The organism is Plectonema cf. radiosum LEGE 06105, assembly GCF_015207665.1.
Lineage (GTDB): Bacteria > Cyanobacteriota > Cyanobacteriia > Cyanobacteriales > Nostocaceae > Rivularia > Rivularia radiosa_A.
Window position 1 is genome coordinate 51,456 of the sequence record NZ_JADEWL010000018.1, and the last position, 23,750, is coordinate 75,205.

Sequence of the window (23,750 nt, forward strand, 5' to 3'; positions counted from 1 at the left end):
ATAAACTATTATTCAGTTTTTAAACTTCTATACAATGAAGTTTCTGTAAGAACTTGCTAGAGCTTTTTAAAGGTTTTTACATCAAACTTATCTCCACGTCAACAACAGTTTTACTTTTAACTAAAATAAGAGTAATACTACGTAAGTAAAAACGCTGAAATCATTTTATTAGACTATAGCCTAATGTTGTTGTTTAGCAATTCCGTGAAACTACTATATGTATGTTTTATTCATCAAAAAAATACAATTGACCGTTAAGACCAAAAATTTTGAGGGTAATTTTAGTAAAGGAGCATCAATTAACACCACTCCTAAATTATTTTTGATCAATAAGAGGGCTAAGTAATTGTAATCCCTTTACAACAAGCGGCGATTCAAGCTTACCAGAGTGACTTTTATGTTCAATTCCTGGTTCCCCAATTGATCAAAACACCAGCTCTTTTAAGCCAATGGAATTAAAACAATCATCGGCGTTTATTTAATATTTGGATTAAAGTCTATGATGGTAACGGGTTTGTTGACTGAACAATCTGCGATCGTATCGCAATGGTCATATTGGTTAAGACATCATATTTTGTTCTTAACCCACATTTCTCACAAACAAGAAGGAAGTTGGAAGTAGTAGTAAGAGTGAGTAGTGAGTAGTGGGAAAATCAATCGGTCACTCAACGCTTACCACTTACTTGTGAGAAATCCAGATTAAGGGAACAGGCTAGCCGCAAGTCTTAACTCTTAACAGGGAAATGTCCTATTTTGGCTACTGCTGTAGTTGAGGTTTCAAGCAAGAATTTAGAGTCTACAATAATTGCAGTGTTACTTAACCTTTATTAAAAAAAGCTCCTATGGATAAGCAGATGCTGCTCAAATCAACAACTCGCCATATCCGTATTTTTGCGGCAGAAGTTGAAGATGGTGAATTAATTCCTAGCAATCAGGTGTTAACTTTAGATGTTGACCCAGATAATGAATTCACCTGGAGTGAGGACAGTTTACAGGTTGTATATCGTAAATTTGATGAATTAGTCGAAGCTAACAGCGGTGCGGACTTAACTGATTATAATTTACGTCGTATTGGCTCGGATTTAGAGCATTTTGTGCGTTCGCTTCTACAACTTGGCTCAATTAGCTACAACATATCCGGACGAGTCAGCAATTACAGTATGGGGCTTCCCCGACTCGCAGCGGATGAAAATAATTAGAATTGCTTGTTTACTGAGACTGTACACAAATTTTAATTAATGCTTAAGTCCTTAAAATCCAAGGATTGCTCCGAGATAATTTTTGTATAGTTGATAATCCTTTCTGCCGAATGCTTTGTGATGATAAGGCATCGGCGGAAAGTTGCACTGGAATTCATCTTTATTGGCATCAGCAGATTGTTAAAATTGTATAAACTTAAACATATTTAAACAAAACCTCACTTTGGGGGAGCAAACCCTAAGGTAATAAATGAGAGACGAACTGCTTATTAGGACGATATATTTAGATAACTAAAAAAATATAAATATTTATTTTTTTAAATGTCTAATGATTTGTAAAGTAGAAATATATGTAGAAAACAAATAAATAATTAAGAAATAATATTCAATAAAGTGTATGGCAAGATTCTTTCTGAGAGAATGTTTGCCTACAAAATGGTATGAGCATCATGCCAGAGTTGGTAATTTTTTATATACTTTCTTTAAAAGGCTTATTATTATGGCTAATTACAAGGACGAAATTTATAAATTGCTATACTATTTACTCTCGTGTCTGTTCTAAGTTGCGAATCAGCGGTACACTGCCGTGCAACGGCGGGCAGTAAGCTGATCGGCATTCCCCGGTCAAAATGTAATATATCGTTTTATATAAATACGAATGGTCATATAGCCATTCTCTATGAATAAACAATAACTTGCCAATCGCCTTCTCGGTGGGAAACTATGGAAAATGACGCGGCAACGCTCTACTGTCCAAATGAACTTTGTCAAGCTGCTAACCCCCTTACCCACAAGTTTTGCCAGCAATGCTCCACACCTCTGCCCAAACGTTATCTCTGGGCTGTGGCGGATAATTCGATTTTGGGTAATTCTGGGGAATTGTTACAAGAGCGTTATTTAATTATTGAAGATAATGTTTTATTAGATACCAAACCAGGAATTCTGCCAGAAATACCTGAACAACAAAGGTTGGATGAGATTAAATCTTATCTGAGATTAATTCCCTATCGCTTACACGTTCCTCAAGTTTACGGGCTGTTGACTTTAAATGTCGGTAACACCTCTACAGAAATATTACTTTTAGAGAAACCCCCGGTTATTTTGAGTGAAGCGCCGCTCAAAGTAAAATTGTGTGGCAAATTGACAGATGCTTGGAAGAATGCAACGTCCCTACGGCAACTTAATTGGCTGTGGCAAATAGCCCAATTATGGCAACCTTTGGTAAGTTTTGGTGTTGGTTCTAGCTTACTGGCAAAAAATTTGGTTCGGGTAGAAGGTTCGATAGTCAGGTTATTAGAATTAAGTTCTGATGGGGAAAGTACACCAGCCTTGTCAGCTTTAGGAGAGTTTTGGCAACAACAGTTACTTGCACAAGCACAACCTGCGATTCGCAATTTTCTGGGGGAAGTTTGTGGTTTGTTAATTGAAGGGAAAATACATTCGAGCGAACAGTTAGTTGGTCTTTTAGACCGGGGATTAACATCATTAAGCCAATCCCACGATTCTACCATCAAAGTGTTTACGGTGACTGATAAAGGAACTAGCCGTCAACGGAATGAAGATGCTTGTTACCCCCAAAGTGGTACTACTATCTCCAAACCACCATCAAAGTCGGCTTTAACTATTGTTTGTGATGGTATCGGTGGACATGAAGGAGGCAATGTAGCTTCTAATTTAGCGATTGAGACGATTCAACAGCAGGTAAGTCAACTAGCAAATTTACCAGGAGATCATATTAATTCGGCTGCCCTACTTACGGACTTAGAACGGGCTGCTGCTGCTGCTAACGATAAAATTAGCCAGCGTAACGACAGCGAAAATCGTCAAGGACGACAACGTATGGGAACCACTGTAGTCATAGCATTACCAGTTGCCCATTCCATGTATATTACTCACGTTGGGGACAGTCGCGCTTACTTAATTACCCGCAATAACTGTCACCAAATAACTCTTGACGATGATGTGGCTTCCCGCGAAGTACGATTGGGCTACGCGATTTATCGCGATGCTGTACAGCAAGCTGCTTCTGGTTCATTAGTACAAGCATTAGGGATGAATGCAAGTAGTGCTTTACACCCAACAGCACAGCGGTTTATCCTTGATGAAGATTGTGTTTTTCTATTGTGTTCCGACGGGTTAAGTGATTTTGACCGTATCGAACAATACTGGGAAACGGAAATTTTGCCATTACTCAACAACAAGGGTGATGTAGTTAGCGTTACCAAGCAAATGTTAGAGATTGCTAACAATCAAAATGGTCATGACAATGTGACTATTGGCTTAATGCATTGCCAAACTAAATATTCCGAGCCAAAGTCACCATTAGAAGCAAGTCTTGCGGATATTTCGTTAATTCCGGCAGTTGATTCTTCCCGTATAGCTGGGGCAACACAAAATGTTTCCAATCAGAAAACCCAAGTAATTACTAAAAAAGTTGTTCCTCAAGTTTCTAAATTACCCCTAATGTTAGGAATAATTGCTTTACTAACGATTCTGGGTAGTGCATTAGGATACTTCTGGAGGCAAACATTATTAAGCAGAAATGTTGAGTCAACACCAGTAGCATCAACAAATACAAGAACCCCCAACAGTCCCCAAACTTTAATTGATGATAATTCCCAAAGACTCGCCAAAATAGACCAAAATTGGTTAATCAATACTAAAACAGAAATTAATCTGATTAGAAGTAAAACAACGCCTACTGATAAGAGTACAACTTCCCAACAGCCAGTACCAATTTATGCACCACCAGCGAGTTTATTACAGGTAGTGCAAAAAGAGCAGATTCCTTCATCACAAGACTATTGGTTACAGATTAAGGTATGCTCAGTTGGAGATGCAAAGGGGGTAAAAGATTTGCCGACTCCAACACTAACCCCTACCGCCAACACCACCTTACCTAAACCGGGCGAAGAATTATGGCTTAAACGTTCTGAACTTACAACGTCAAATGTCGCAATTTCCAACCCAACGACGGCACCCAAGGACTGTTCTACAGCAGATAGTTCAGCTCCCAAAATTGAAGATCCTTCCACTGCATCGCCTGTTGAAGACTCGCAAAACCCCAACAGTCCTGATAGTATCAGAGATAAAACAACATTACCCCAAACGGGTAACAGCACTGATTCCAAAACTCGATAAACTATAAGAAACTAAAATAATACAGGTAATCGCCTGAAAAGATAATTTTTGGGCAAACATTTTGCTTGAAAAAAATTTAGCCTTTTTTAAAGAATCCATGCCATCCCTTAACCTGGCGATCGCCCGTCTCGTTCATACAGGCACTGACAATTTTGCAATTTGGGTGGTGAATGCTCCCTATCCGAGTGGTTATGTATTACATGATTGTGTATGGTCGCAAGAGCTAAATCAAGCTTGGCTGGAATGGCAACAAATGTTTGCCGGACATTCGCGCTTGGATATATCGCCAAAAAATAAATCAGAAACCATAAATCCACTTCCGTTGAATTCCCTACCATCCGTTTCTGGTCAAAAAACTAGCTATAGCAGCCGTTTGATGCAATATATGGGAGTTAGTTTATGGCGTTGGACATTCGAGGGAGAAATTCTTGGCAGCTTGGAACGGAGTCGCGGTATTGCTATGGGTCAGCATACACGCTTGCGCTTTCGTTTGGAAATCCGCGACCCAGATTTAATTGCTCTTCCTTGGGAAATTATGCAGCGCGAACCCGGACAACCTGCAATGTCGCTTTCGCAACATCTGTTGTTTAGTCGCACTACTTCTCAAGTTGAACCGCTTTCTTGTTCAGGAACCGATCACGCTTTAAATATCTTGTTAGTTTTAGGAGAAGATGAAAACCTACAACTCGAAAAAGAAGCAGCTATTTTAGAGCAAACTCTTTCTGGGAGTCATTCGCTGGGTAGTACCTCTGCCGGATACGCGCCTTGCATGGTAAATACCCTGGTAAAACCAACTCCAGAACAGCTCATTTCGGAATTAGATACTAAAGCTTACAATGTTTTCTTTTACGCCGGTCATGGGTTGCCAGGTCCGGACGGGGGGTTTCTATTTTTACAAAATGAGATGACTCTTAATGGTATGGAACTGGCACAAGCTTTAACCCGTAGTGATGTCAAATTGGCAGTTTTCAATGCTTGTTGGGGAGCGCAACCTTTCTCTAATAAAAACCGGGCTATTGCTCACAGTAGTTTAGCAGAAGTATTGATACGTCAAGGGGTTCCCGCAGTACTGGGAATGCGCGATGAAATTACTGATGAGGAAAGTCACAGTTTTATTCAAACTTTTGCTTTAGCTTTACGTAGTCGCAAACCCATTGACGAAGCTGTTGCCGAAGGTAGAAAAAGATTATTAACAATTTATCATTTCAACCAGCCTGCTTGGACTTTACCAGTTCTTTACTTACATCCCCACTTCGACGGTGAATTGCTCAAGAGTTTTGAAGAAGGTGCTACAGAAATACCCACAACTTTTATTCCTGGTAGTGCAAATGTTTCCTTACGTTCTTTGCAACCAGGAGGTAAAATTTGGTTATTGAAACCCGGAGTTACTCGCATCGGTCGCACTAGAGAAAATGATATTGTAATCCGAGAACCTTCAGTTTCAAAGCGTCATGCTGAAATTTTATGTCGCAATAGTTTAGTAGGTAATACTCAAGTGCAAACTTACTATTTACAAGATTTATCCACCTATGGTACGACTTGGATTTTACGCTCCGGTGGCTGGCAACAAATCTACAGAGGCGAAGTACCTTTAGAATCGGGAATGCATTTAAAGTTTGGTAGCACTAAAAGTCAAACTTGGGAATTTCGGATTGAAAATTAGATGTTTATCAAATGGGTACTATTCCTCTTTTAACTATTAACATAGACTCTACGTCGCTACGTCAAATCAAAAAGTTATAACTGTAGATAAAAGAAAATTTCAGTTTGCGGAAACCAGATATTGGGTGCTGTAGCTGTCAATACCGCTAATTCATTCACCGGGAGACAACACATGACTGACAAAATGAAAGATTCAACAAATTCTCGCAATTCGGTTTCTCAAATCGAAGTGGATTTACTCGCAACTCTACTTGAACCAGAAGATAATACTTATCCTTGGAATCTCTACGAAGAAAATACTCAAGCTTATTTTAATCAACTCGAAGAGCAATTCCCGATGCAGGCTTTGCTAGACGAGGAACTAGATACGCGCTGTGAAGCTTTTCACAACCAATTAGATGCCCTTTGGTCTAAGGTCGAGACTTCAGCACACTACAATTGTAATACAAATCAAGCAGTAGCAGTCAAGCTGCAAAAGAATTTACAAAAAGAGTTTTGTAATAGTATGCCTAAAGATTGGATAAACTTGATTGCTCAGAAAGCAGCAGAAATTTTCAATGCAAAACAGTCAATCACAGAACAACTGATTGAATGCGTCCAAGCTGTATTACCGAGTTTAGAAGTTGACGATATCATGGTTTTAGCACGTCCGTTAGCTTATGCAACTAGAAGTGGTTCCCATACTAAAGTCGAATCAACTCTAGCTAATTACAATCAAGAGGATAATCGTGAATGGGCAGCTTTATCAGAAATTGAACAAGCAAAAGTTGGTTTAGCTATTGCTTATCATGCATTAAATCAGTTAAATAGCTTTCAAGCAGAAGAGTAAAACTTTTGCCGCCATTTTCTACTTTAGTTGCAAAGCCAATGCAATCAATTTACTTTTGCGATGGCTGGAGCTATGCTATTTTTGTAATTTTTATTTCTTCGGGTAGATTTATCCATGATTCTTTAAAAGATATGATAGTTTACTCTCCAGCCTCATCTATCAAAAGACATATATCAGTTGACAGTTGACAGTTAATAATTACCCATTACCAATTACCCATTACCAATTAGTTATTTTCCGAAAAAGCGGGTAGCAAAATTTTGTTCGCGATTCGGTGAAAGCGCTCTTGCTTTAAGAATTGCAGCCATTAAAAAAGCATAAGATAACACACCTACGACGACTAAAAATAAACCACTGATAGCACCAGTTGCGTTCCATAAAGCGTGAAGGGCTGACGCACTAAGGTAGCCAACCAATAAAATTTGTCCTGCTAATTTTGGTTTAAGTACGGCTAAACCGATGAAATACCCAAGATATCCGCTATAAGCCATATGTCCAGCGATAGAACCGAGAATTCGCGGAATCAACAGTTGTAACCCTACTAATTGACCAGTTTCAGTTCCTGCTTGAATTGCTGCATTTTGAGTAACTTCTGGCACGTATTGACCAAGTGTTTCCAACAGGGTAAAACCTACAGCAGAAGCTGCTCCAAGCAATATTCCATCTAAAGGTTCCCAAAGACCGACACGTTCTCGCCAAGGGGAAGACAATCCTAAACCGATAAAATATATACCGGCAACTGGCAATGCTTTGAGTAGTTCTTCCATCAAACCAGCACCGAAAAACATCCGCACCAGCCATTCAGTAAAAGTAATTGATTCTTGTGTAGAAGGTAGACTACCGGGTAAAATCTCGCGAAATATAAAAATAAATAAATCTAATAGGGGACTAAGTAAAATTAAAGTTGTGGATAAACCTACCCCTAATAGAACCCACCAAGGTTTATGCTTGCCACATAACTGATAAATAAAATAATAAGCTGCAAAGGCAATATAAACAGCAACTATAATTTGGTTTGCTTGGGGTTTTCCTACCGTGGCAAACATTAATACTACAAATATCACCGTTAAAATTCCAGGTATTAGATAAGCTTTGCGAGTTAAATCTTTACCTGTAGAAATAATGGGAAATAATTGAGTGAAGCTAACTGAGTCTGGTTTGGAATAATTTGAGGAATTTGCGGTGGAATGGAAGGATGTATGATTAGAAATGGTTGTTTTTCGTTCAACGATTTCGCTACCAAAAACCAAATCAGGTCCATCGTAGCCCAAAGTAATGCGATCGCCAGGAAAAATTTGCTGGCATTCCTGCAAGCGTTTTCCATTTAGATAGGTACCGTTAGCACTATTTAAGTCGCAGAGTATCCAACTGATTTCACCATCGGGGGATAAACTTAAAGGACGAATCACCGCATGACGGCGAGATACCATGCGATACTGTAATGCATCTAATACAACTTGACAGTGAGGATCGCGTCCAATTACTGCCTCTGAAGTTGGAATTAGCGAGTAGCGTTGCTCAACTGTTTCTAATTCCTTACCAGACACTAGCCGCAGAAATGCATTCTGTCTTGCGTTTTTGCCTGTCATCGAGTCAGTATTATTTCTCAACTATAATAAATGGGTCTTGGTAGGCAGTAAGACTTAACCACACAATTGTATTTTTATTGTATTTTTAACTTTCCATGCCGTTTAATACACTATAGTTCAACCTTTGCTCAGAAGTGAAAATTTATTTATCATTTAAAAATCCCTTCTTAGTACTACCGTAATCCTTAGTCTACGCTAATCAGCAGTGTTTTGGCTTGGTTTAATTGTAAATTTTACGCATTTATAAGGTTCTGGAAAAAGCCTTTTTGATGTAGTTTGATTTAATTGTATATTTAGAGTCTTGACTTCTGAATTGAAAATGGGGAATTGGTAATGGGGAATTGGGAGAAGAACCAGACTTGGGAACTAAAATTAATTATGACAGGAGTTAATTGCTTGTTGCAATTCTTGAAGTTTTTTTAACACCGCACCAGAGTAGAATAATTCTTTGGCTGTTGCTAAACCCGAAGACATATCACTACAAATTCCGCAACGCCATAAATAAAACGCGCCATTCCATAGTGCTGTTTGCATTAGCTCTGATGATTTACCTTGCAAGATTAATTTCATTGCTGACAATAATTCTTCACTACTACCCAGAGGTACATTTTGAGTAGTAAAGCCGTATTCGCGAGGAACCAAAAGTAATCTTTCTATGGGATTTGCACCATTTCCCAAACCGATAATCGCGGTGCGATCGCGTGGTAAATCACAACTGCCTTCTAACCCCTTTACCGTTGTAAACTTAGTAATTCCAATTTCACATAAAGTTGCCTTAAACCTTTCTTCTGTGGGTGGATGAACAAACCCGGTAACGATGTGAGCATCACCAGCATAAGGACACCAAATTAATTCCATAGTGGCAAAAGGTGGACGCTTGCCGATTTGGTCGCGGTATTCCCAAATACTTGCTGTTAAGGGAAAATGCAGTGGTGTATAAACAAAGCCGATTCCACTTTTTTGCATGACCTGGTGGGTTTTGGGTAATTCTAACTTTGTCCAGTCAACACCCAAACCTTGCCAAATTTCTACCAAGGAAAGTCCGTATTTTGTCGGAAGGCGATCGCCACCGTGCATGATCACATTTTGTCCAGAACAAGCTAATAATAAAGCGATTATCGGACTAATTGGTGCAGTGCGGGTTCTACCATCGTAAGGTATACCAAAAACTATAGCTGGTCGCTCGTCGTTGATTGCTGGTAATTTTGGTCCAAGTTCGCTGTAAGCATCCAACATTCCTGCTAATTCTTCACTAGTAGGTCGTTTGATGCGGTGTGCAATTAAAAAAGCGCCAATTTGTGCTGGTGTTGCTTCACCCAAAAGCATCATTTTAGTCGCTAATTTTGCTTCAGCACGAGTTAAATCTTCTTTAGTATGTTCCCCACTACCTATTTTTTTTAGTAAATCTCTAAATGAATTGCTCATAAATCAGTTATCAGTTATCAGTTATCAGTTATAAGCTTACTCCTAACTCCTAACTGCTAATTCCTAACTCCTAATCCAAAATCCAAAATCTAAAATCTAAAATCTAAAATCCCTTTACCTGTTTTGGTATATGTTCACAAACTAGATTCCAAAAGTACTGGATGGGAGGAATTTGTAAACGGTCTTGAGTTGTTACCATTACTACTTTACGAGTTAAACATACACGGTTGACGGAAGAGCCATTGTTGTTAATATGAAAAGGACGGACTGCAAGACTGGGGTCAAAACGCGCTTCAATTAATGCTGAACTTGGTAATAAAGCGATTAATTCTCCTTGACGTACTATTCCCCGGAAAGCATCTAAGGTATTAACTTCTAAAGCTGCTTTAAGTAATGTGCCGGTTTGGTCAAATTGATTTTGTACTAGTCGCTGCATTCCATAACCTTCTTTGAAAATTACTTGAGGATACCTAATTAATTCCAACCAAGGAATGGATTCATATTCAGCTAATGGATGATTGGCAGATGTTAGAACTTCTATGGGTTCTTCATAAAGTGTTTGGACAACCATTTCTTTGCTCATGGTAAGAAAACGATTGTTCATGACAATTGCTAAATCTACAAGCCCGTCTTTGAGAACTTTCAATGCGCGATCGCTACCTAATGATGTTACCCGTAATTGGACATCAGGGTATTGCTTGCAAAATGATTGCAATAAAGGTGGAAAATAATAAGCACATACGGAAGGAATACAGGCAATACAAAGTTCTGGCTGTTTACCTGATATCAAGTCGGTTATTTCTTGCTTCGCAGTTTGCCACTCTAAACAAATTTTACGGGCGCGAGGTAATAAAGTTTCACCTACTAAGGTCAATTTTGATTGACTAGTTCTATGAAACAATTCAAATCCCAAATCTGCTTCCAATGACTGAATTTGACGACTGATTGTAGATTGGGTAACACTACATTGATGTGCTGCTTTTTGAAAGCTGCCAGTATCGGCGATCGCTAAGAAGGCTTGCAATTGTTCTAGCCGCATTTTGAAGTAGCTGTAGTTACATTTACGGCAAACTTAACTTAACGTATCCCTAAAGAATTTTTAGTAAGTTTTGCTACAGATATTTTTTAGTTGTCAATTTTTAATTGAGCTAAATATGTTGGCAATTCTACCTTAATATCGGTATTCAATGCTATTTAAGTCCATTTTTATAAATATTTTTTCTTAAAATACTATCAAGTAATTTTCTTAATAGAAGTATAGATAATTCAAATTAATTTACAAAACTTATAACTACGATAGTATTCATAGACGACAAACACAGAAGTCAGCTTTTGATAAACGACTTATTTATCCTCAAAAACCCGACTTCTGATTTTACTAGAGGTTTTACAGCTTTCCCCCAAGCAAAAATAAATTTGTGAACTCACGCTATTTACTGAACCAAAATCGTATCACCATCAATCTTGACTGCGTAGGTTTTTAAAGGTGTTGTGGCTGGTGCAGCTATAACTTTACCATCAACCCCAAATTCAGAACCATGACAGGGACAAACAAATTTATTAGTATCATTTTTCCATTCGACGGTACAACCGGCATGGGTACAGCTAGGGTTAACCGCAACTAAATTATTAGCAAGGGAAGTTTTGACGACTAATACTTCTCCTATAGGTGTATTTTTTGCAAGTAGTTTACCATTGGTATTTAATTCATTAGAAGTACCAATATTTTGCCATTCTTGAGATTTTGGGGTATTTTGCGTTGTTTCTTTTGAGGAACAAGCTGCAATAGCGAGGGGTAGAGAACTTGCTATGGTGCCAACACCAACCCAATTTAAGAAGTTACGACGGTTCATCCTTGATATTTTTTCGTAATTTGAGGTAAGGGTTGTTTAAAATTGTTAAATTAATGTACCAATGATTGTTTATAGTTATAAATGTAAGATTTTTATTTATGTACTTTATTCTTACTTGATTGTATTTGTTTTCACATGACAAATCACATTCATTTATGTAATTTTTTTATTACAAGGCATGAAACATGAGAAATCTATTGAGACAAATTCGTAAATACAATAAAAATGAAAATTGTTTGTATTTGATTGAAAAAATTGAAGAAATCATTGCCAAGCTGCTATCGATTACGATGGTGGTGGTCATATTCTTTGCAATTATAGATTTAGCAATTTATGTCATCAACAAAGTCTTAATTTGGGATATTAATAAACCAAATTTTAATGATAATTTATTTACAACTTTTGGATTATTTTTAAATGTTTTAATTGCTTTAGAAATTTTAGAAAATATTACTGCTTATCTGAGAAAAAATGTTATTCATGTTGAATTAGTAATTGCTACTTCCTTAATTGCTGTAGCTAGAAAGATTATTATTTTAGATTTAGATAAAACAGACGGGATACAAGTAATTGGTTTGGCAATCGCGGTTTTTGCTTTATCAATAAGTTATTGGATTATCCGTAGCAAACTCCATAAAAATGAATGAAAATTAATTATGACTTAGAATGAATGTTTCGTTGTAATCAATTAATAGATATAACCATACCTTCACGAGCTAAAAAGGCAGGCTCTAAGTCAGATTTAAGTGCGGCTTGAACTCTATCTAAAAAATCATCGTGATCATTTGGATGATGATTAGAAAATACAAGTTGTTTAACACCTGTTGTACGGGCTAAATCTACAGCATTTTTCCAATAGGAATCAATTGGTGTTTGGCAACTGCGAAAATCCGAGGAAATGTAGTTAGGATTTACAATCAGTAAGTCTACTCCTTGAGTTAATCCAATTACACCTTCAACATCTGAATCATCTATTTTGGATTGTAAATCGGTGATGTAAGCAACGCTATATTCAGACCATGTAATTTTATAGCCAATGGACTTTTGAATATGATTAATTAATCCCATTTCTACTGTTACATCATCAATAGCCACCACTTGATTCGGAGTCAAATTATAAAATTGTAGTTGTGACTGCATAACTTGTAAAGGGTAAGGAAAATGGGGTAATAACATCTGATCGCAAAGTGATTGCTTAATAGATGCTCCATTAGAAGCAGCGGTACCATAAATATGTAAATAGTTTTGGGGTGCAAATGCAGGAGCAAAAAAAGGAAAACCCTGAATGCGGTTTGTTTGAGCGTTAGTAAAAAATAAATGGACTACTATTTCTTGCTGTTTTTCTAACCAGCTTTTTCCTAACATTCGCAATCCAGTACCACCATCAAAAATCAAAATTTTTCCTCCGACTTGCATTTCTACACAAGCAGTATTACCTCCATAAACATTAGTTTCTCTACTTGGAGTGGGAATTAAACCTCGTACTCCCCAAAATTTGACTAAAAATCGATCGGTTTGCTCAGAAGAAAAATTTTCTGGGGATTCGTTAACATCAGGATGATGCTTTGACGGCTGTATATTTGGCATTTTTTTTAGATAATTGTCTTACCGAGCAGATCATCGTAGTGTCTGACTTCTAACAATTTGTTTTTGTCGTCTACGATGACAACTGTAGGGGAGAAACTGGGGATTTCTTCCGGAGTTAACTGCCCGTAAGACATTATAATCAAGCGATCGCCTTTTATGGCTAGACGTGCCGCAGCCCCATTTAGCTCAATTGCTCCGGAATCGGCTATTGCCGGTATTGCATAAGTAACAAAACGCTCGCCGTTAGTTATATTCACCACCTGTACCTGCTCGTAAGGTAAAATACCAGATTTGTCCAAAAGTATTTGGTCTATGCTGATACTGCCCATATAGTTGAGATTAGCTTCGGTGAGAGTACAGTTGTGAATTTTGGCTAGGAGAAGCGTGCGCTGCATTGTTTAATTAGCTTTTAAGGGAAAGGGGTAATTGCAGGAAAAATTAAACTTGATGGAACTATCTTATTTAATTTTACTTAGTTTCGGAGTCGGTATCTCGACCTTTTTCGTTACCTGCTTTGATGCATTTTTCAACTAAAGGTGCTACTTGATCTACATCTTGCCAACCAAGGATTTCGGTGACTTTTTTCTCTAAGTTTTTGTAACTACGGAAAAATTCTGCGATTTCATCAAGTTTATGGGGAGCTAAATCTTTGAGTGATTTCACGTTAACATAACGTGGGTCTTTGTCTGGTACACAAAGAATTTTTTCATCGCGATCGCCACCGTCAATCATTTCTAACATACCGATGGGTCGTGCTGCAATTACACAACCGGGGAAGGTTGGTTCATCCATGATTACCATACCATCAAGGGGGTCGCCATCATCAGCTAAAGTATTTGGTATGAAACCATAGTCATAGGGATATTGCACTGATGAATAAAGCACCCGATCTAAAGCAAAAGCTTGTAAATCTTTGTCATATTCATATTTATTTTTACTGCCGGCGGTAATTTCGATTAAAACATTTATTAAACCGGGTTTTGGTTGAGATGGGATACGAGATAAGTCCACAGATTTACTCCTAAAGCTTTGATTAATTCTCGGTGAGAGTTTCGAGTCTCCCCGTGTAGAATTTTAGGTCAATATGGACTTAAGGATAAAGTAGTTTATTCCCTGTGACAACTGATACTTTTAACCTGGACGTTTTCCGACATAATCAGACATCTTCAACGTTTAGTACAACATCACCAACAGAATCAGTGAAGGTGGTATCCCACATCGCCTTGAGGAAAATCCCCACGGCTCCATTAAAATCTCGTGGTATTTCGTAACCACAATTTGGGCATTTAAAGTTCTTAGAACTACCAAGTTTTCTATGAACATGACCGCACTTGGTGCAGCATTTAGATGTGTATTCTTCAGTTATTCTCACCAATTTGGAACCGTAACGGAAACACAAATGTTCTAGGGTTTGAGAAAACTGATAGAACGCCCAAGTCATCATTGCTCGTGCCGTTTTATTCTTTAACTTCCGCTTTTTCTTGACTACCATTTCTGATGTCTCGAATGTTGGAAGTACAATTACATCATAATTACGAGCAAGATAAGAAGCTACTTGTTTATGACACTCAGAACGTAGGTTTTTAATCCTTGTTCTAATTTTTTCCATAGCTTGACGTAACTTGTAACGTAATCGTTTAAAACTATGCCCCTTACACTTATCATGCTTTGATTTAAGCTTATCAAGATGAGAACAAAGTTTAGCAATTTTATTAAAATCGAAGTGAGCAAACTCTAAGAAATCACTACCATCAAAGCCTGTAATAAAAGTCCTAACACCTGGGTCTAGAGCAATTACTTTATTAGTAACCTTTGTTGTAACCTCACACTCAACAGGGAAGTGAGCAAACCAGCGACCTTTGTTATAGGTCAATTCCGTAGAGCCATCTGTTAAAATACAAAACTTTTGTCCTTTAAATTCTGGCTTTGGTAAATGCTTGGTGGTTGATACCATCCATCTACCATTTTTATAAGCAGTGGGGTCAAATTGAATTGTTAGCTTTTGGTCACGAACACTGCGGAACTTCGCTATTTTTAATCCTGCTTGTGGGTGAGGTTTTTTGTTTTTACCCTTACCTATGAATTTAGGATTTCTTGCCGTTTCAGACCAAGATGAGTAAGCTTCCATCGATGCATTATCTAGTATTTTAGATGCGTTTAAATCTAAACACCATTGAGGTATTACTCCGGTTGCTTTAAGCATTGTCCTAAAACCCATCTTTCCGCCTTTATTCCCTATCTTTTCAAATCCCTGATTTTGATTAAGATAGGCAATAGAAATGTTATAAACCTTACGAACAGCAGCAACCCATTTCTTCCAAATAACAGTAAGTTCTTTACTTGGGTACACTCGGTAACTCACTGTCTTCAGAGATTTGCTTTTTGTACTTTCTAAGTCCGTACAATCTACAACTGAAGACGTGGACGATGGCAAGAATATCTTCAACCATTTCTCGTTCCGGGCTGAGGTTCTTTTGGTCGAGAACCAATATTTCAGTCTGCTGCCTAGCACAGAGCCATGAGATAATATCGAACCCAAAACGGCAAAGCCGATCTTTGTGGGCAACGACAACAAGCTTGATAGAGTTGCTGAGAACTCTGTCCAATAAGGTTTGAAGACCTTTTCGCTTGAAGTTAAGTCCACTTCCGATGTCAGTAATGATTTCTGCATCGGGATAACGAGACTTAAGAAAGTTAACTTGTTGTTCAAGGTCAGTTTTTTGACTGCGGCTTGAAACTCTGGCATAAAGGACGGTGACTCGTTCGTCTGCTGGATTACCAGGTCGAGGAGGGATAACTGAATCAAGGTTGTATCTTCTTTGACCCCCTTGAGTAAAGATTCCTTCGATTTTCCCCGCTTCGAGCCATCTTTCGAGGGTTTTGGTGCTGACTCCAAGCTTAGAGGCAGCGACCCTTGGTGGTACATAATTAGTTGACATCTCACTTTTTTAGACTATTTCTTGAGTCTAGTCTAAGATGTCAGATATGTCTATTATGTCAATAAATTTTCTGTCCTATCTTTTGCTCCCGACGCTGATGCTAAGAGCATACAGCGCGGGCTTCCAAGACAGTCCTGCTATCGCATAGGAGACTCTTGGCTTTAAGGACGGGCTTCCCGCCGAGTAGCTAAATAAAAAAAAGCCTAATTTACAAGCGGTTTAACATTCGTGTGAGTAAGTTAGTTTATATGTCAATAGTTTAAATGTACTTTTATAGCTAGTTGATTAAAAAACGACTAATATCAATCAGAAGTCGGGTTTTTAAGCTGAATATCTCGAAACAAAAGACAATTATTGTAAAAAACTTCTCAATCCACGAAAAAGTCATGGGAAAGAGAATTATATCAATAATAAATAAAAATGCCCCTATAGGACGATGCCCAATAGGAGTAGAAAAAACTGTAGAGAGATAAAATTTTACGTCTCTACAAATCTCGACAAAATTTAATTATAAGTAGAAAAGCTAAATCATTTTCATGAAAACTGCTTCTACTAATTGCTAAAAGTTACTTTTTTTTCGAGAAGCTCGAAGCGTGGTTATTCATTTTATAAATGGATGAAATTTCACTTTTTATGACTTTTGTATCATTGTCAGTTGTTTGTAAGTTATAGGTTGATGGTTGCCGGTTATCTTGAACGTCGTTTGAAGAGTAATGACCAATTACAAACATCGGTAACGTCAAAGTTAACACAGCAATCGCTGTTCCTACAACGTCTGCCAAACGTTGGGAAGGTAATTCCTCTGTATTGGCAGACTGACTGTTTGAATCCATATAAATTATTTAGCTCTTTACATCACTAGTTGCTACGACTCTCTAATCAGAGAGTTGTTATTATTTTAGCTTTTTTTATGACTAGAAACTACCTATTATTCGAGAATTTAAATCAGTTTTGCCACTCGCTTTATATATTTATTTATACTTGAAACTCTTGATACCAAGTAATACATAAATATCTTCTTAAAATACTTGTAACTTATCTTGCTTTTTAATTGTGTATTGCCTGGGTTTATGACAAATTATCTTGATTAAATATTATGCAAAAAAAAATACATCTTGTTTATTTACTAATATTAACTTTAAAACATGAGTGGGTCAATATCATCTTCCTTTGGAATGAGAAAGTCTTGCCCAGCAAGCTTTTTTAGCTATATAAAAAAATAATATTTGCTGTTTAATGTTGAAAAGTATTTGAGTATACTTCAGTTTTTTCTCATCATCATCAGTAATTACACTCAAAATAGATTATCGATAATATGCTTTAATCAAATGGTTTGTTAATAATTCTATACCGCATCATTACAGAATAATTAAATGATTTTTAAGTGACAATAAGTGACGATTATTTGCTAATAATCTTCACATATAATTCCGTAAAAATAATTAAAAATTAAGTGGATGTGACGATACGGGTACGCTGAGTAATAGGATAATAATATCCGGAGAATTTGGCAAAAATTATCAAAGGGTTATAGATGATTAAGTATTGTTTTAATGCAGGTTAAATTCCAGCTATAGACCGTTATCAATTCAAACTATAAGAAATCACAAAATCTCACAATTTCTAACAATAATCCGGACTAAAAAAACCGCCACTAAAATAAATAGGGCGGTTTGGTTAAGCAATCGGAGGGTATTTACAGCTTACTCTGGCAGTACATAAAATTGCTGTAGCCAAGTTTGCACTTGCAATATAAAATTCGCCGCTTGAAACAATTAATTTAACGAATGCTATAAGCGCTGATTTTTTCTTTAATAAACCTGATGTAAAGATGCCTAAAAGTAGATTTAATTACGCGGGGCATTCCAAAATCAATGGGCATCAATTTTGAAGGTAATTGCCAATCATCTATTTGTAGCGAGTTAGGATGTATCCCAACAAAATTCATGGCATCTAGTTGCGGACAAATTCCCAACCGCATTGATGCAGCAACAGTAGGTATTTGTTCGGGAGCAACTTTGAGTATTTCTACTATGGCTCTATCCAAAGCAAATACGTCTTTTGATGCACCTAAAATTCCTAAAGCACGGGGTTCACCACCGCTCGGACCGTTGCCTTCATGACCGATAATTCCGTCTATAATTGTTAAATTGGGGTTAATAGCTTTGGCAGTCTCGACCAACATTTCTCCAAAACGGTTGGCATCTTTCCCTGCTTCCATGTGCCACCAAGCTTTCATTTTACCGGGTACACAACCAAATAAGTTTTTGACTCCCAAAGTTAATACTAGCTGTGAATGAGATTTGACTTTGGGTAAGTTGATAACTACATCGGCTTCCATCGTCTCTTTTGAGAGTAACAGATGGTTAAACTTATCGTTAACGATTTCGTAACGCTGAGAGTGAAAGTCAATGATGGGAAGATTAAGTTCTTTTAAAACCCATTCATATCCATTCGCTAACGCTACTCCCTTAGCGCTACCAAATGCGGGGCTATCTCCCAAAAACGGCTTACCACCAGCATCAATTACCATACTCGCCACCGCGTAAACCATTTCCGGGCGTGTGGTACACTCAGAAGTAGGACGGGAACCTGTGAGTAAATTGGGTTTGAGTAAAACGCGATCGCCATTTTTGACAAATGCTGCAATTCCACCCAAGGGTTCTAATAGAATATCTAAAGATTCTTTTAATAGTTCTACTTCATAAGAAGTAGCCCTAATTAAACTGACAGATGGTGTTTGAGTCTGCATTGACGTAGTTTTTTCGTTCTGTGGTTTTGTCACAGCTTAACTTAATCGTATTTTGACCTTCAGCAATCAGTAAAAACTAGGGACACTTTTCAATGTGGACTGAAGGGAGTTACCAGTCATCAGTTACCAGTTGATGGTTGTTGGTTTTTCTCATAACCACTGTCAACTGTCCACTATCCCTATTCCTTGAGAATCTTGCTCATTTGTTGGAGATTCAAAACTTCGGCTAATTTTTCTTTACTCATTAACCCTTTTTCTATTACAATCTGTCTTAGGGATTTTCCTGTCTCCATGGATTCTTTGGCGATGGCTGCTGCATTGAGATATCCGATATGTGGATTTAATGCTGTTACTAACGCTAAACTTCCTTCGGCATAGTCTAAACAACGTTCTGGAAAAGCAATAATTCCTTGGATGCAACGAGAAGTCAGTGCTTCAATGGTTTGCCCAAGTATTTCAATGCTGTGAATCAAATCGTAAGCAATCAAGGGCATCATCACATTCAGTTCTAATTGTCCTGCTTGTGCTGCATAATTAATCGCAGTGTCGTAACCGATTACCTGAAAACACACCATTGATGTCATCTCAGCCATCACCGGATTATATTTTCCTGGCATAATCGAGGAACCCGGTTGCACTGGTGGTAATTGAATTTCTTTGAAACCAGTTTTTGGTCCCGAATCCATTAGGCGTAAATCGTGGGATATCTTAATTAAATCTTGAGCCAGATTGCGTAAAGCACCGGATACGTTGACGAAGGGTGCCATACTTTGCATTGCAGCCATGAGATGAGTAGCTTCTTTTAAAGGAGAATTAATTAGTCTTGAAAGAATTCTAACCGCACCTACACGATATTGGGGATGGGTGTTTAACCCCGTACCCGCTGCACTTCCCCCTAAACCGAGTACCATTAAATCCTCAGCAGCAGTATTAATTCGATTTTGATGTTCTCTAAGAATTTGCTCCCAAGCGGCAAAAGTATCTCCCAAACGTATTGGTACAGCATCTTGTAGATGAGTTCGACCGGACTTTACAATATCTTTAAATTCTCTAGCTTTTTCTGACAAAGTAGTAATGGCATGATCTAAAGCAGGATACAATGTTTTAGAAAGAGCTAAAAGTCCACCGATTCTAATTGCTGTAGGAATGACATCGTTGGTAGACTGTCCATAATTAACGTGGTCATTTGGACTAACACGCTTATAATTACCTTTTTCATCTCCTAAAATTTCCAAAGCGCGATTTGCTAACACTTCATTTACATTCATATGGTGGGAAGTACCGGCACCTGCTTGATAAACATCGACTACAAACTGGTCACGAAACTTACCAGCTAGTATTTCATCAGCAGCTTGTATAATAGCTTGGCTGATATCTTGGGGTATACAACCTAATTCGCCATTTACTGTCGCGGTAGCTTTTTTAATAATGACACAGGCATCTACGTAAGTAGGTAAAGGCTTAATGCCGCTAATAGCGAAGTTTTTCGTAGCTCGTAGAGTTTGAATTCCGTAATAAGCGCTACTAGGAATTTGGCGATCGCCCATTGAATCGCTTTCGATGCGAAATTGTGAATTAGTCATGGTGTTCAGTCAACAGTTATCAGTTATCAATTATCAGTTATCACCCAACAACCATCAACCAACAACCATCAACTAAATCCAAAATCCAAAATCCAAAATCTAAAATCGAATGACTCTTCCCAACTGGATTACTTTCTCTCGTTTGTTAGGTATACCGTTTATTATTTATGGTTTACATAACCCGACACCCCAAACAAGATGGGTGTGCTTGACAATTTTTATTATTGCTGCGGCTACAGACTGGTTAGATGGATATTTAGCAAGGAAGCTGAATCAAATCAGTGATTTAGGTAAATTTCTCGATCCCTTAGTCGATAAATTACTGGTACTTGCTCCAATGCTTTCTTTAATTGAACTAGGACAAATTCCAGCATGGGGAGTATTTTTAATATTAGGACGGGAATTAGCAATTGCAGGCTGGAGAGTTAGTCAACCGAAGATTAGCGGTGCAAATATTTGGGGAAAACTCAAAACTGTAACTCAAATAATTGCGATCGCGCTGTTGATTGCTCCTTTATCTCCAGAATGGGAATTACCTTCTTTAATTGCTTTTTGGGTATCTGTAGCTTTAACTTTGATTAGTGGTGCAATTTATCTGTTACCGCAAAATACAGTAGAAGATAGTAATTGATAATTGGTAATTGGTAATTGGGTTTTAAGATGATGTTTTCAACTGAGAATAAGTTCTATTGATTTATCCACAATCGCTCTGGTTGGGTTACGACACGATTAATATAAATTTTTGTGAGAAATTAAATTTAGTTTTCGTGTTTAACCCAACCTACAAGCTACTAATTAACTATCTAAATTACTGCTTTTAAAATCTCCTGATCAACTGAAAAATCAATTTCTGATTTATCTCGTTCTGAAGCTAAATAATCATTGTGAAATGAATCTTTCAATCCAGAAACTAAATCATAATCTGGATGCCAATCTAATTGTGTCATAGCTTTATCAACCGATGCAAAAAAGTGCTGCATTCTCATGGGAAAAGCTTTACGTTTGCCAAAATCAAACTTTTTCGGGTCGTAATGTACTATTTGAATATCATCGGGTGATTTACCGGCAGCGACAGCACAAGCACGAGCTAAACCATCAAAAGTGACGTAACGATTTCCCGAAATGTTGTAAATTTGTTGTATTGCGGTAGAATTGCCTATAACTTGAGCCATTGCTGAAGCTAAGTCTTTAACGTGTCCCAATTGAGTAATATGCAATCCATTACCGGGAATGGGAAGGGGACGGTTACGAGTAATTCTATCAAAAAACCAAGCTTCTAAATCGTTGTAATTTTGAGGTCCGTAAATATAAGTGGGACGAATTGACGTAAAAGGAAAGCCATTTGCTGCGAGATAACTTTCTGTGTGATGTTTACCCTTATGACGACTTTTAGGGTCTACTGCATCTCCTTCTACATGAGGTACAATATCAGATTTGAGATATACCCCAGCAGAACTCATATAAACAAAGTGCTGCAAACGGTTTTGAAAAATTTCTGCTAATGGTTGAGTATCAGTAATTTCCCGACCATTGTTGTCAAAAATAACATCAAAATCTTCCTTGCTTAACTTTTCTTTTAGTTGATTTGGGTCAGTGCGATCGCCCTTGATTTGCGTTACCTTCTCCACAGGTGAGGGACGATTACCGCGATTAAAAAGTACTACCTCGTGTCCTTGTGCTACTAATATTTGAGTTAGATAGACACCGATAAACCGAGTGCCTCCCATAATTAAAATTCGCATTGAATCCCTACTATATAAATTACTTGTTGGCAAAAACAAAACTCCGAATGAAGTACCAAGAATGTAGGTCAAAAAGGTTACATATTTTTTGAAATCAATTCTTTAGTAATGTCATAGACGCAAAACTTCATCCTTTTTGAGATTATCAGGTTGCGGTATGTTCGCAGGAACTTATATTGTGGAAAATAGGTCAGCAAAATGGTTATTTACTTTTCTTTGAACTAAAAAATTGTTCTTTATCATATGAATGCTAACTGTGCCTTTAAAGTATGCTTTGGTGCATGAGTGGCTTACACCATTAGCAACAGGTGGTTCAGAACTCGTAGTACGGGAAATTTTGAATCATATTGATGCTGACTTGTATGCTCTCATTGATTTTGAATCCGGTAATCCGGAAAGTTATTTGTATAAACGTCAAATTGGCACAACATTTTTACAGCATTTTCCCGCAGGTAGACAAGGTGTCCAAAAGTACTTGCCGTTTCTGCCATTGGCGATCGAACAACTGGATTTACGTGAATATGATGTAATTCTGTCTTCATCTCATGCCGTTGCAAAAGGGGTTTTGACCACTCCAGACCAAATACATATTTGTTACTGCCACAGTCCCATGCGCTACGCTTGGGATTTAACTTTTGATTATTTGCGAGCAAGCAAACTAGGAAGAGGGATGGCTGGATGGGCTACGCGCTATGTACTGCATCGGTTAAGACAGTGGGATGTAGTGAGTGCCAATCGTGTAGATTACTTTATTGCTAATAGCGCTCATACTGCCCGGAGAATCTGGAGGTGTTATAGAAGAGACGCTGAAATTATATATCCACCCGTAAATACCGAAGATTTTCCCTTTTTATCTGAAAAAGAAGATTTTTACCTGATCGTTTCCCGGTTAGTAAGTTATAAGCAAGTAACTTTAATTGTCGAAGCTTTTAATCAATTAAAAAAACCTTTGGTAGTAATTGGTACTGGAAATGACATGGATAAAATCCAGAAGATAGCGAAATCCAACATCCAAATATTAGGATGGCAGCCTGACAATGTGGTAAAAAATTATATGGCTAAAGCCCGAGGTTTTGTCTATGCTGCTTGTGAAGACTTTGGTATTGCCTTAGTCGAAGCGCAAGCTTGTGGTACTCCGGTAATTGCCTATGGTGCTGGTGGTGCTTTGGAAACGGTGCGAGATATTCGTTCTTATGGGGATACAGGAACGGGTACATTTTTTAATCAGCAAACACAAGCATCTCTAATTGAAGCAGTAGAAACTTTTGAAGCTAACAGAGAAAAATTTAACCCTGAATATGCTAGAAAACACGCTGCTCAATTTTCCAAGCAAATGTTTGCTTCTCGTTATCTCGACTTTGTACATACCTGTGAGCAAAAAAGCAATAAAAGGGAGCTAAAAACTTGATTCTTTATTTCAGAATGAGAGAATAAAGTAAATTTGCTTCC

At 37.7% G+C, this 23,750-nt stretch carries 20 protein-coding genes; 7 read left to right on the forward strand and 13 right to left on the reverse strand.

What is annotated here, in order from left to right; genetic code table 11:
- The first annotated feature begins 854 nt into the window (after positions 1-854).
- The 4 genes from IQ247_RS08625 to IQ247_RS08640 all read left to right on the forward strand — a co-directional run bounded on the left by IQ247_RS08625 (position 855) and on the right by IQ247_RS08640 (position 6,831).
- On the forward strand, positions 855-1,199 hold the full coding sequence (locus tag IQ247_RS08625) for an NAD(P)H-quinone oxidoreductase subunit M (RefSeq protein ID WP_193919003.1): 345 nt from the start codon (positions 855-857) through the stop codon (positions 1,197-1,199).
- 723 nt (positions 1,200-1,922) lie between these two features.
- Positions 1,923-4,340, forward strand: coding sequence for a protein phosphatase 2C domain-containing protein (locus tag IQ247_RS08630; protein ID WP_193918966.1), 2,418 nt, complete (start codon positions 1,923-1,925; stop codon positions 4,338-4,340).
- A 61-nt stretch (positions 4,341-4,401) separates the two neighbouring features.
- Entirely contained in the window at positions 4,402-6,003 is a 1,602-nt protein-coding gene (locus IQ247_RS08635; RefSeq protein ID WP_322745463.1) for a CHAT domain-containing protein, read from the forward strand.
- 171 nt (positions 6,004-6,174) lie between these two features.
- Complete coding sequence (locus tag IQ247_RS08640; RefSeq protein WP_193918969.1) at positions 6,175-6,831, forward strand: hypothetical protein; 657 nt, start codon at positions 6,175-6,177, stop codon at positions 6,829-6,831.
- Between the two features lie 230 nt (positions 6,832-7,061).
- On the opposite strand, the gene IQ247_RS08645 is transcribed toward IQ247_RS08640, so the two are convergent.
- From IQ247_RS08645 to IQ247_RS08660, 4 genes are all read right to left on the reverse strand, one after another.
- The gene (locus IQ247_RS08645) at positions 7,062-8,420 is read right to left on the reverse strand and encodes a PrsW family glutamic-type intramembrane protease (protein WP_193918971.1); all 1,359 of its coding nucleotides are present in this window, start codon (positions 8,418-8,420) and stop codon (positions 7,062-7,064) included.
- 372 nt (positions 8,421-8,792) lie between these two features.
- Entirely contained in the window at positions 8,793-9,845 is a 1,053-nt protein-coding gene (locus tag IQ247_RS08650) for an anthranilate phosphoribosyltransferase family protein (RefSeq protein ID WP_193918973.1), read from the reverse strand.
- A 103-nt stretch (positions 9,846-9,948) separates the two neighbouring features.
- Positions 9,949-10,884, reverse strand: a complete 936-nt coding sequence (locus tag IQ247_RS08655; RefSeq protein WP_193918974.1) for a LysR family transcriptional regulator — start codon at positions 10,882-10,884, stop codon at positions 9,949-9,951.
- 394 nt (positions 10,885-11,278) lie between these two features.
- The gene (locus IQ247_RS08660) at positions 11,279-11,698 is read right to left on the reverse strand and encodes a QcrA and Rieske domain-containing protein (RefSeq protein ID WP_193918976.1); all 420 of its coding nucleotides are present in this window, start codon (positions 11,696-11,698) and stop codon (positions 11,279-11,281) included.
- A gap of 185 nt (positions 11,699-11,883) precedes the next feature.
- Between IQ247_RS08660 and IQ247_RS08665 the strand changes: the two genes are divergently transcribed.
- Entirely contained in the window at positions 11,884-12,345 is a 462-nt protein-coding gene (locus IQ247_RS08665) for a phosphate-starvation-inducible PsiE family protein (protein WP_193918978.1), read from the forward strand.
- Between the two features lie 37 nt (positions 12,346-12,382).
- Here IQ247_RS08665 and IQ247_RS08670 read toward each other — a convergent pair whose 3' ends face one another.
- The 8 genes from IQ247_RS08670 to IQ247_RS08705 all read right to left on the reverse strand — a co-directional run bounded on the left by IQ247_RS08670 (position 12,383) and on the right by IQ247_RS08705 (position 20,559).
- The gene (locus IQ247_RS08670; protein ID WP_193918979.1) at positions 12,383-13,285 is read right to left on the reverse strand and encodes an MBL fold metallo-hydrolase; all 903 of its coding nucleotides are present in this window, start codon (positions 13,283-13,285) and stop codon (positions 12,383-12,385) included.
- A gap of 5 nt (positions 13,286-13,290) precedes the next feature.
- Positions 13,291-13,680 carry an aspartate 1-decarboxylase gene (gene panD / locus IQ247_RS08675; RefSeq protein ID WP_193918981.1) on the reverse strand — a complete coding sequence of 130 codons (390 nt, stop codon included), beginning with the start codon at positions 13,678-13,680 and terminating at the stop codon, positions 13,291-13,293.
- Between the two features lie 73 nt (positions 13,681-13,753).
- Positions 13,754-14,296 carry an inorganic diphosphatase gene (locus IQ247_RS08680; protein WP_193918983.1) on the reverse strand — a complete coding sequence of 181 codons (543 nt, stop codon included), beginning with the start codon at positions 14,294-14,296 and terminating at the stop codon, positions 13,754-13,756.
- Between the two features lie 145 nt (positions 14,297-14,441).
- Positions 14,442-15,635, reverse strand: coding sequence for an RNA-guided endonuclease InsQ/TnpB family protein (locus IQ247_RS08685; RefSeq protein ID WP_193918985.1), 1,194 nt, complete (start codon positions 15,633-15,635; stop codon positions 14,442-14,444).
- The gene (locus tag IQ247_RS08690; RefSeq protein WP_193918986.1) at positions 15,622-16,224 is read right to left on the reverse strand and encodes an IS607 family transposase; all 603 of its coding nucleotides are present in this window, start codon (positions 16,222-16,224) and stop codon (positions 15,622-15,624) included. Before IQ247_RS08690 ends, IQ247_RS08685 begins: the two co-directional genes overlap by 14 nt.
- A gap of 566 nt (positions 16,225-16,790) precedes the next feature.
- A complete protein-coding gene (locus IQ247_RS08695; RefSeq protein ID WP_193919007.1) occupies positions 16,791-17,057 on the reverse strand; it encodes a TLTLP motif-containing protein in 267 nt (88 codons plus the stop codon).
- Between the two features lie 947 nt (positions 17,058-18,004).
- Positions 18,005-18,976, reverse strand: coding sequence for an Npun_F2552 family protein (locus tag IQ247_RS08700; RefSeq protein ID WP_193919004.1), 972 nt, complete (start codon positions 18,974-18,976; stop codon positions 18,005-18,007).
- A gap of 179 nt (positions 18,977-19,155) precedes the next feature.
- Entirely contained in the window at positions 19,156-20,559 is a 1,404-nt protein-coding gene (locus tag IQ247_RS08705; RefSeq protein WP_193918988.1) for an aspartate ammonia-lyase, read from the reverse strand.
- A 109-nt stretch (positions 20,560-20,668) separates the two neighbouring features.
- Here IQ247_RS08705 and pgsA point away from each other — a divergent pair, with 109 nt between their 5' ends.
- Positions 20,669-21,190 carry a CDP-diacylglycerol--glycerol-3-phosphate 3-phosphatidyltransferase gene (gene pgsA / locus IQ247_RS08710; protein ID WP_193918990.1) on the forward strand — a complete coding sequence of 174 codons (522 nt, stop codon included), beginning with the start codon at positions 20,669-20,671 and terminating at the stop codon, positions 21,188-21,190.
- A gap of 172 nt (positions 21,191-21,362) precedes the next feature.
- Here the strand turns inward: pgsA and IQ247_RS08715 are convergent, their stop codons facing one another.
- Positions 21,363-22,301 carry an NAD-dependent epimerase/dehydratase family protein gene (locus IQ247_RS08715; protein ID WP_193918991.1) on the reverse strand — a complete coding sequence of 313 codons (939 nt, stop codon included), beginning with the start codon at positions 22,299-22,301 and terminating at the stop codon, positions 21,363-21,365.
- Positions 22,302-22,557: 256 nt separating this feature from the next.
- Here IQ247_RS08715 and IQ247_RS08720 point away from each other — a divergent pair, with 256 nt between their 5' ends.
- On the forward strand, positions 22,558-23,709 hold the full coding sequence (locus tag IQ247_RS08720) for a glycosyltransferase (protein WP_193918993.1): 1,152 nt from the start codon (positions 22,558-22,560) through the stop codon (positions 23,707-23,709).
- Positions 23,710-23,750: the final 41 nt, after the last annotated feature.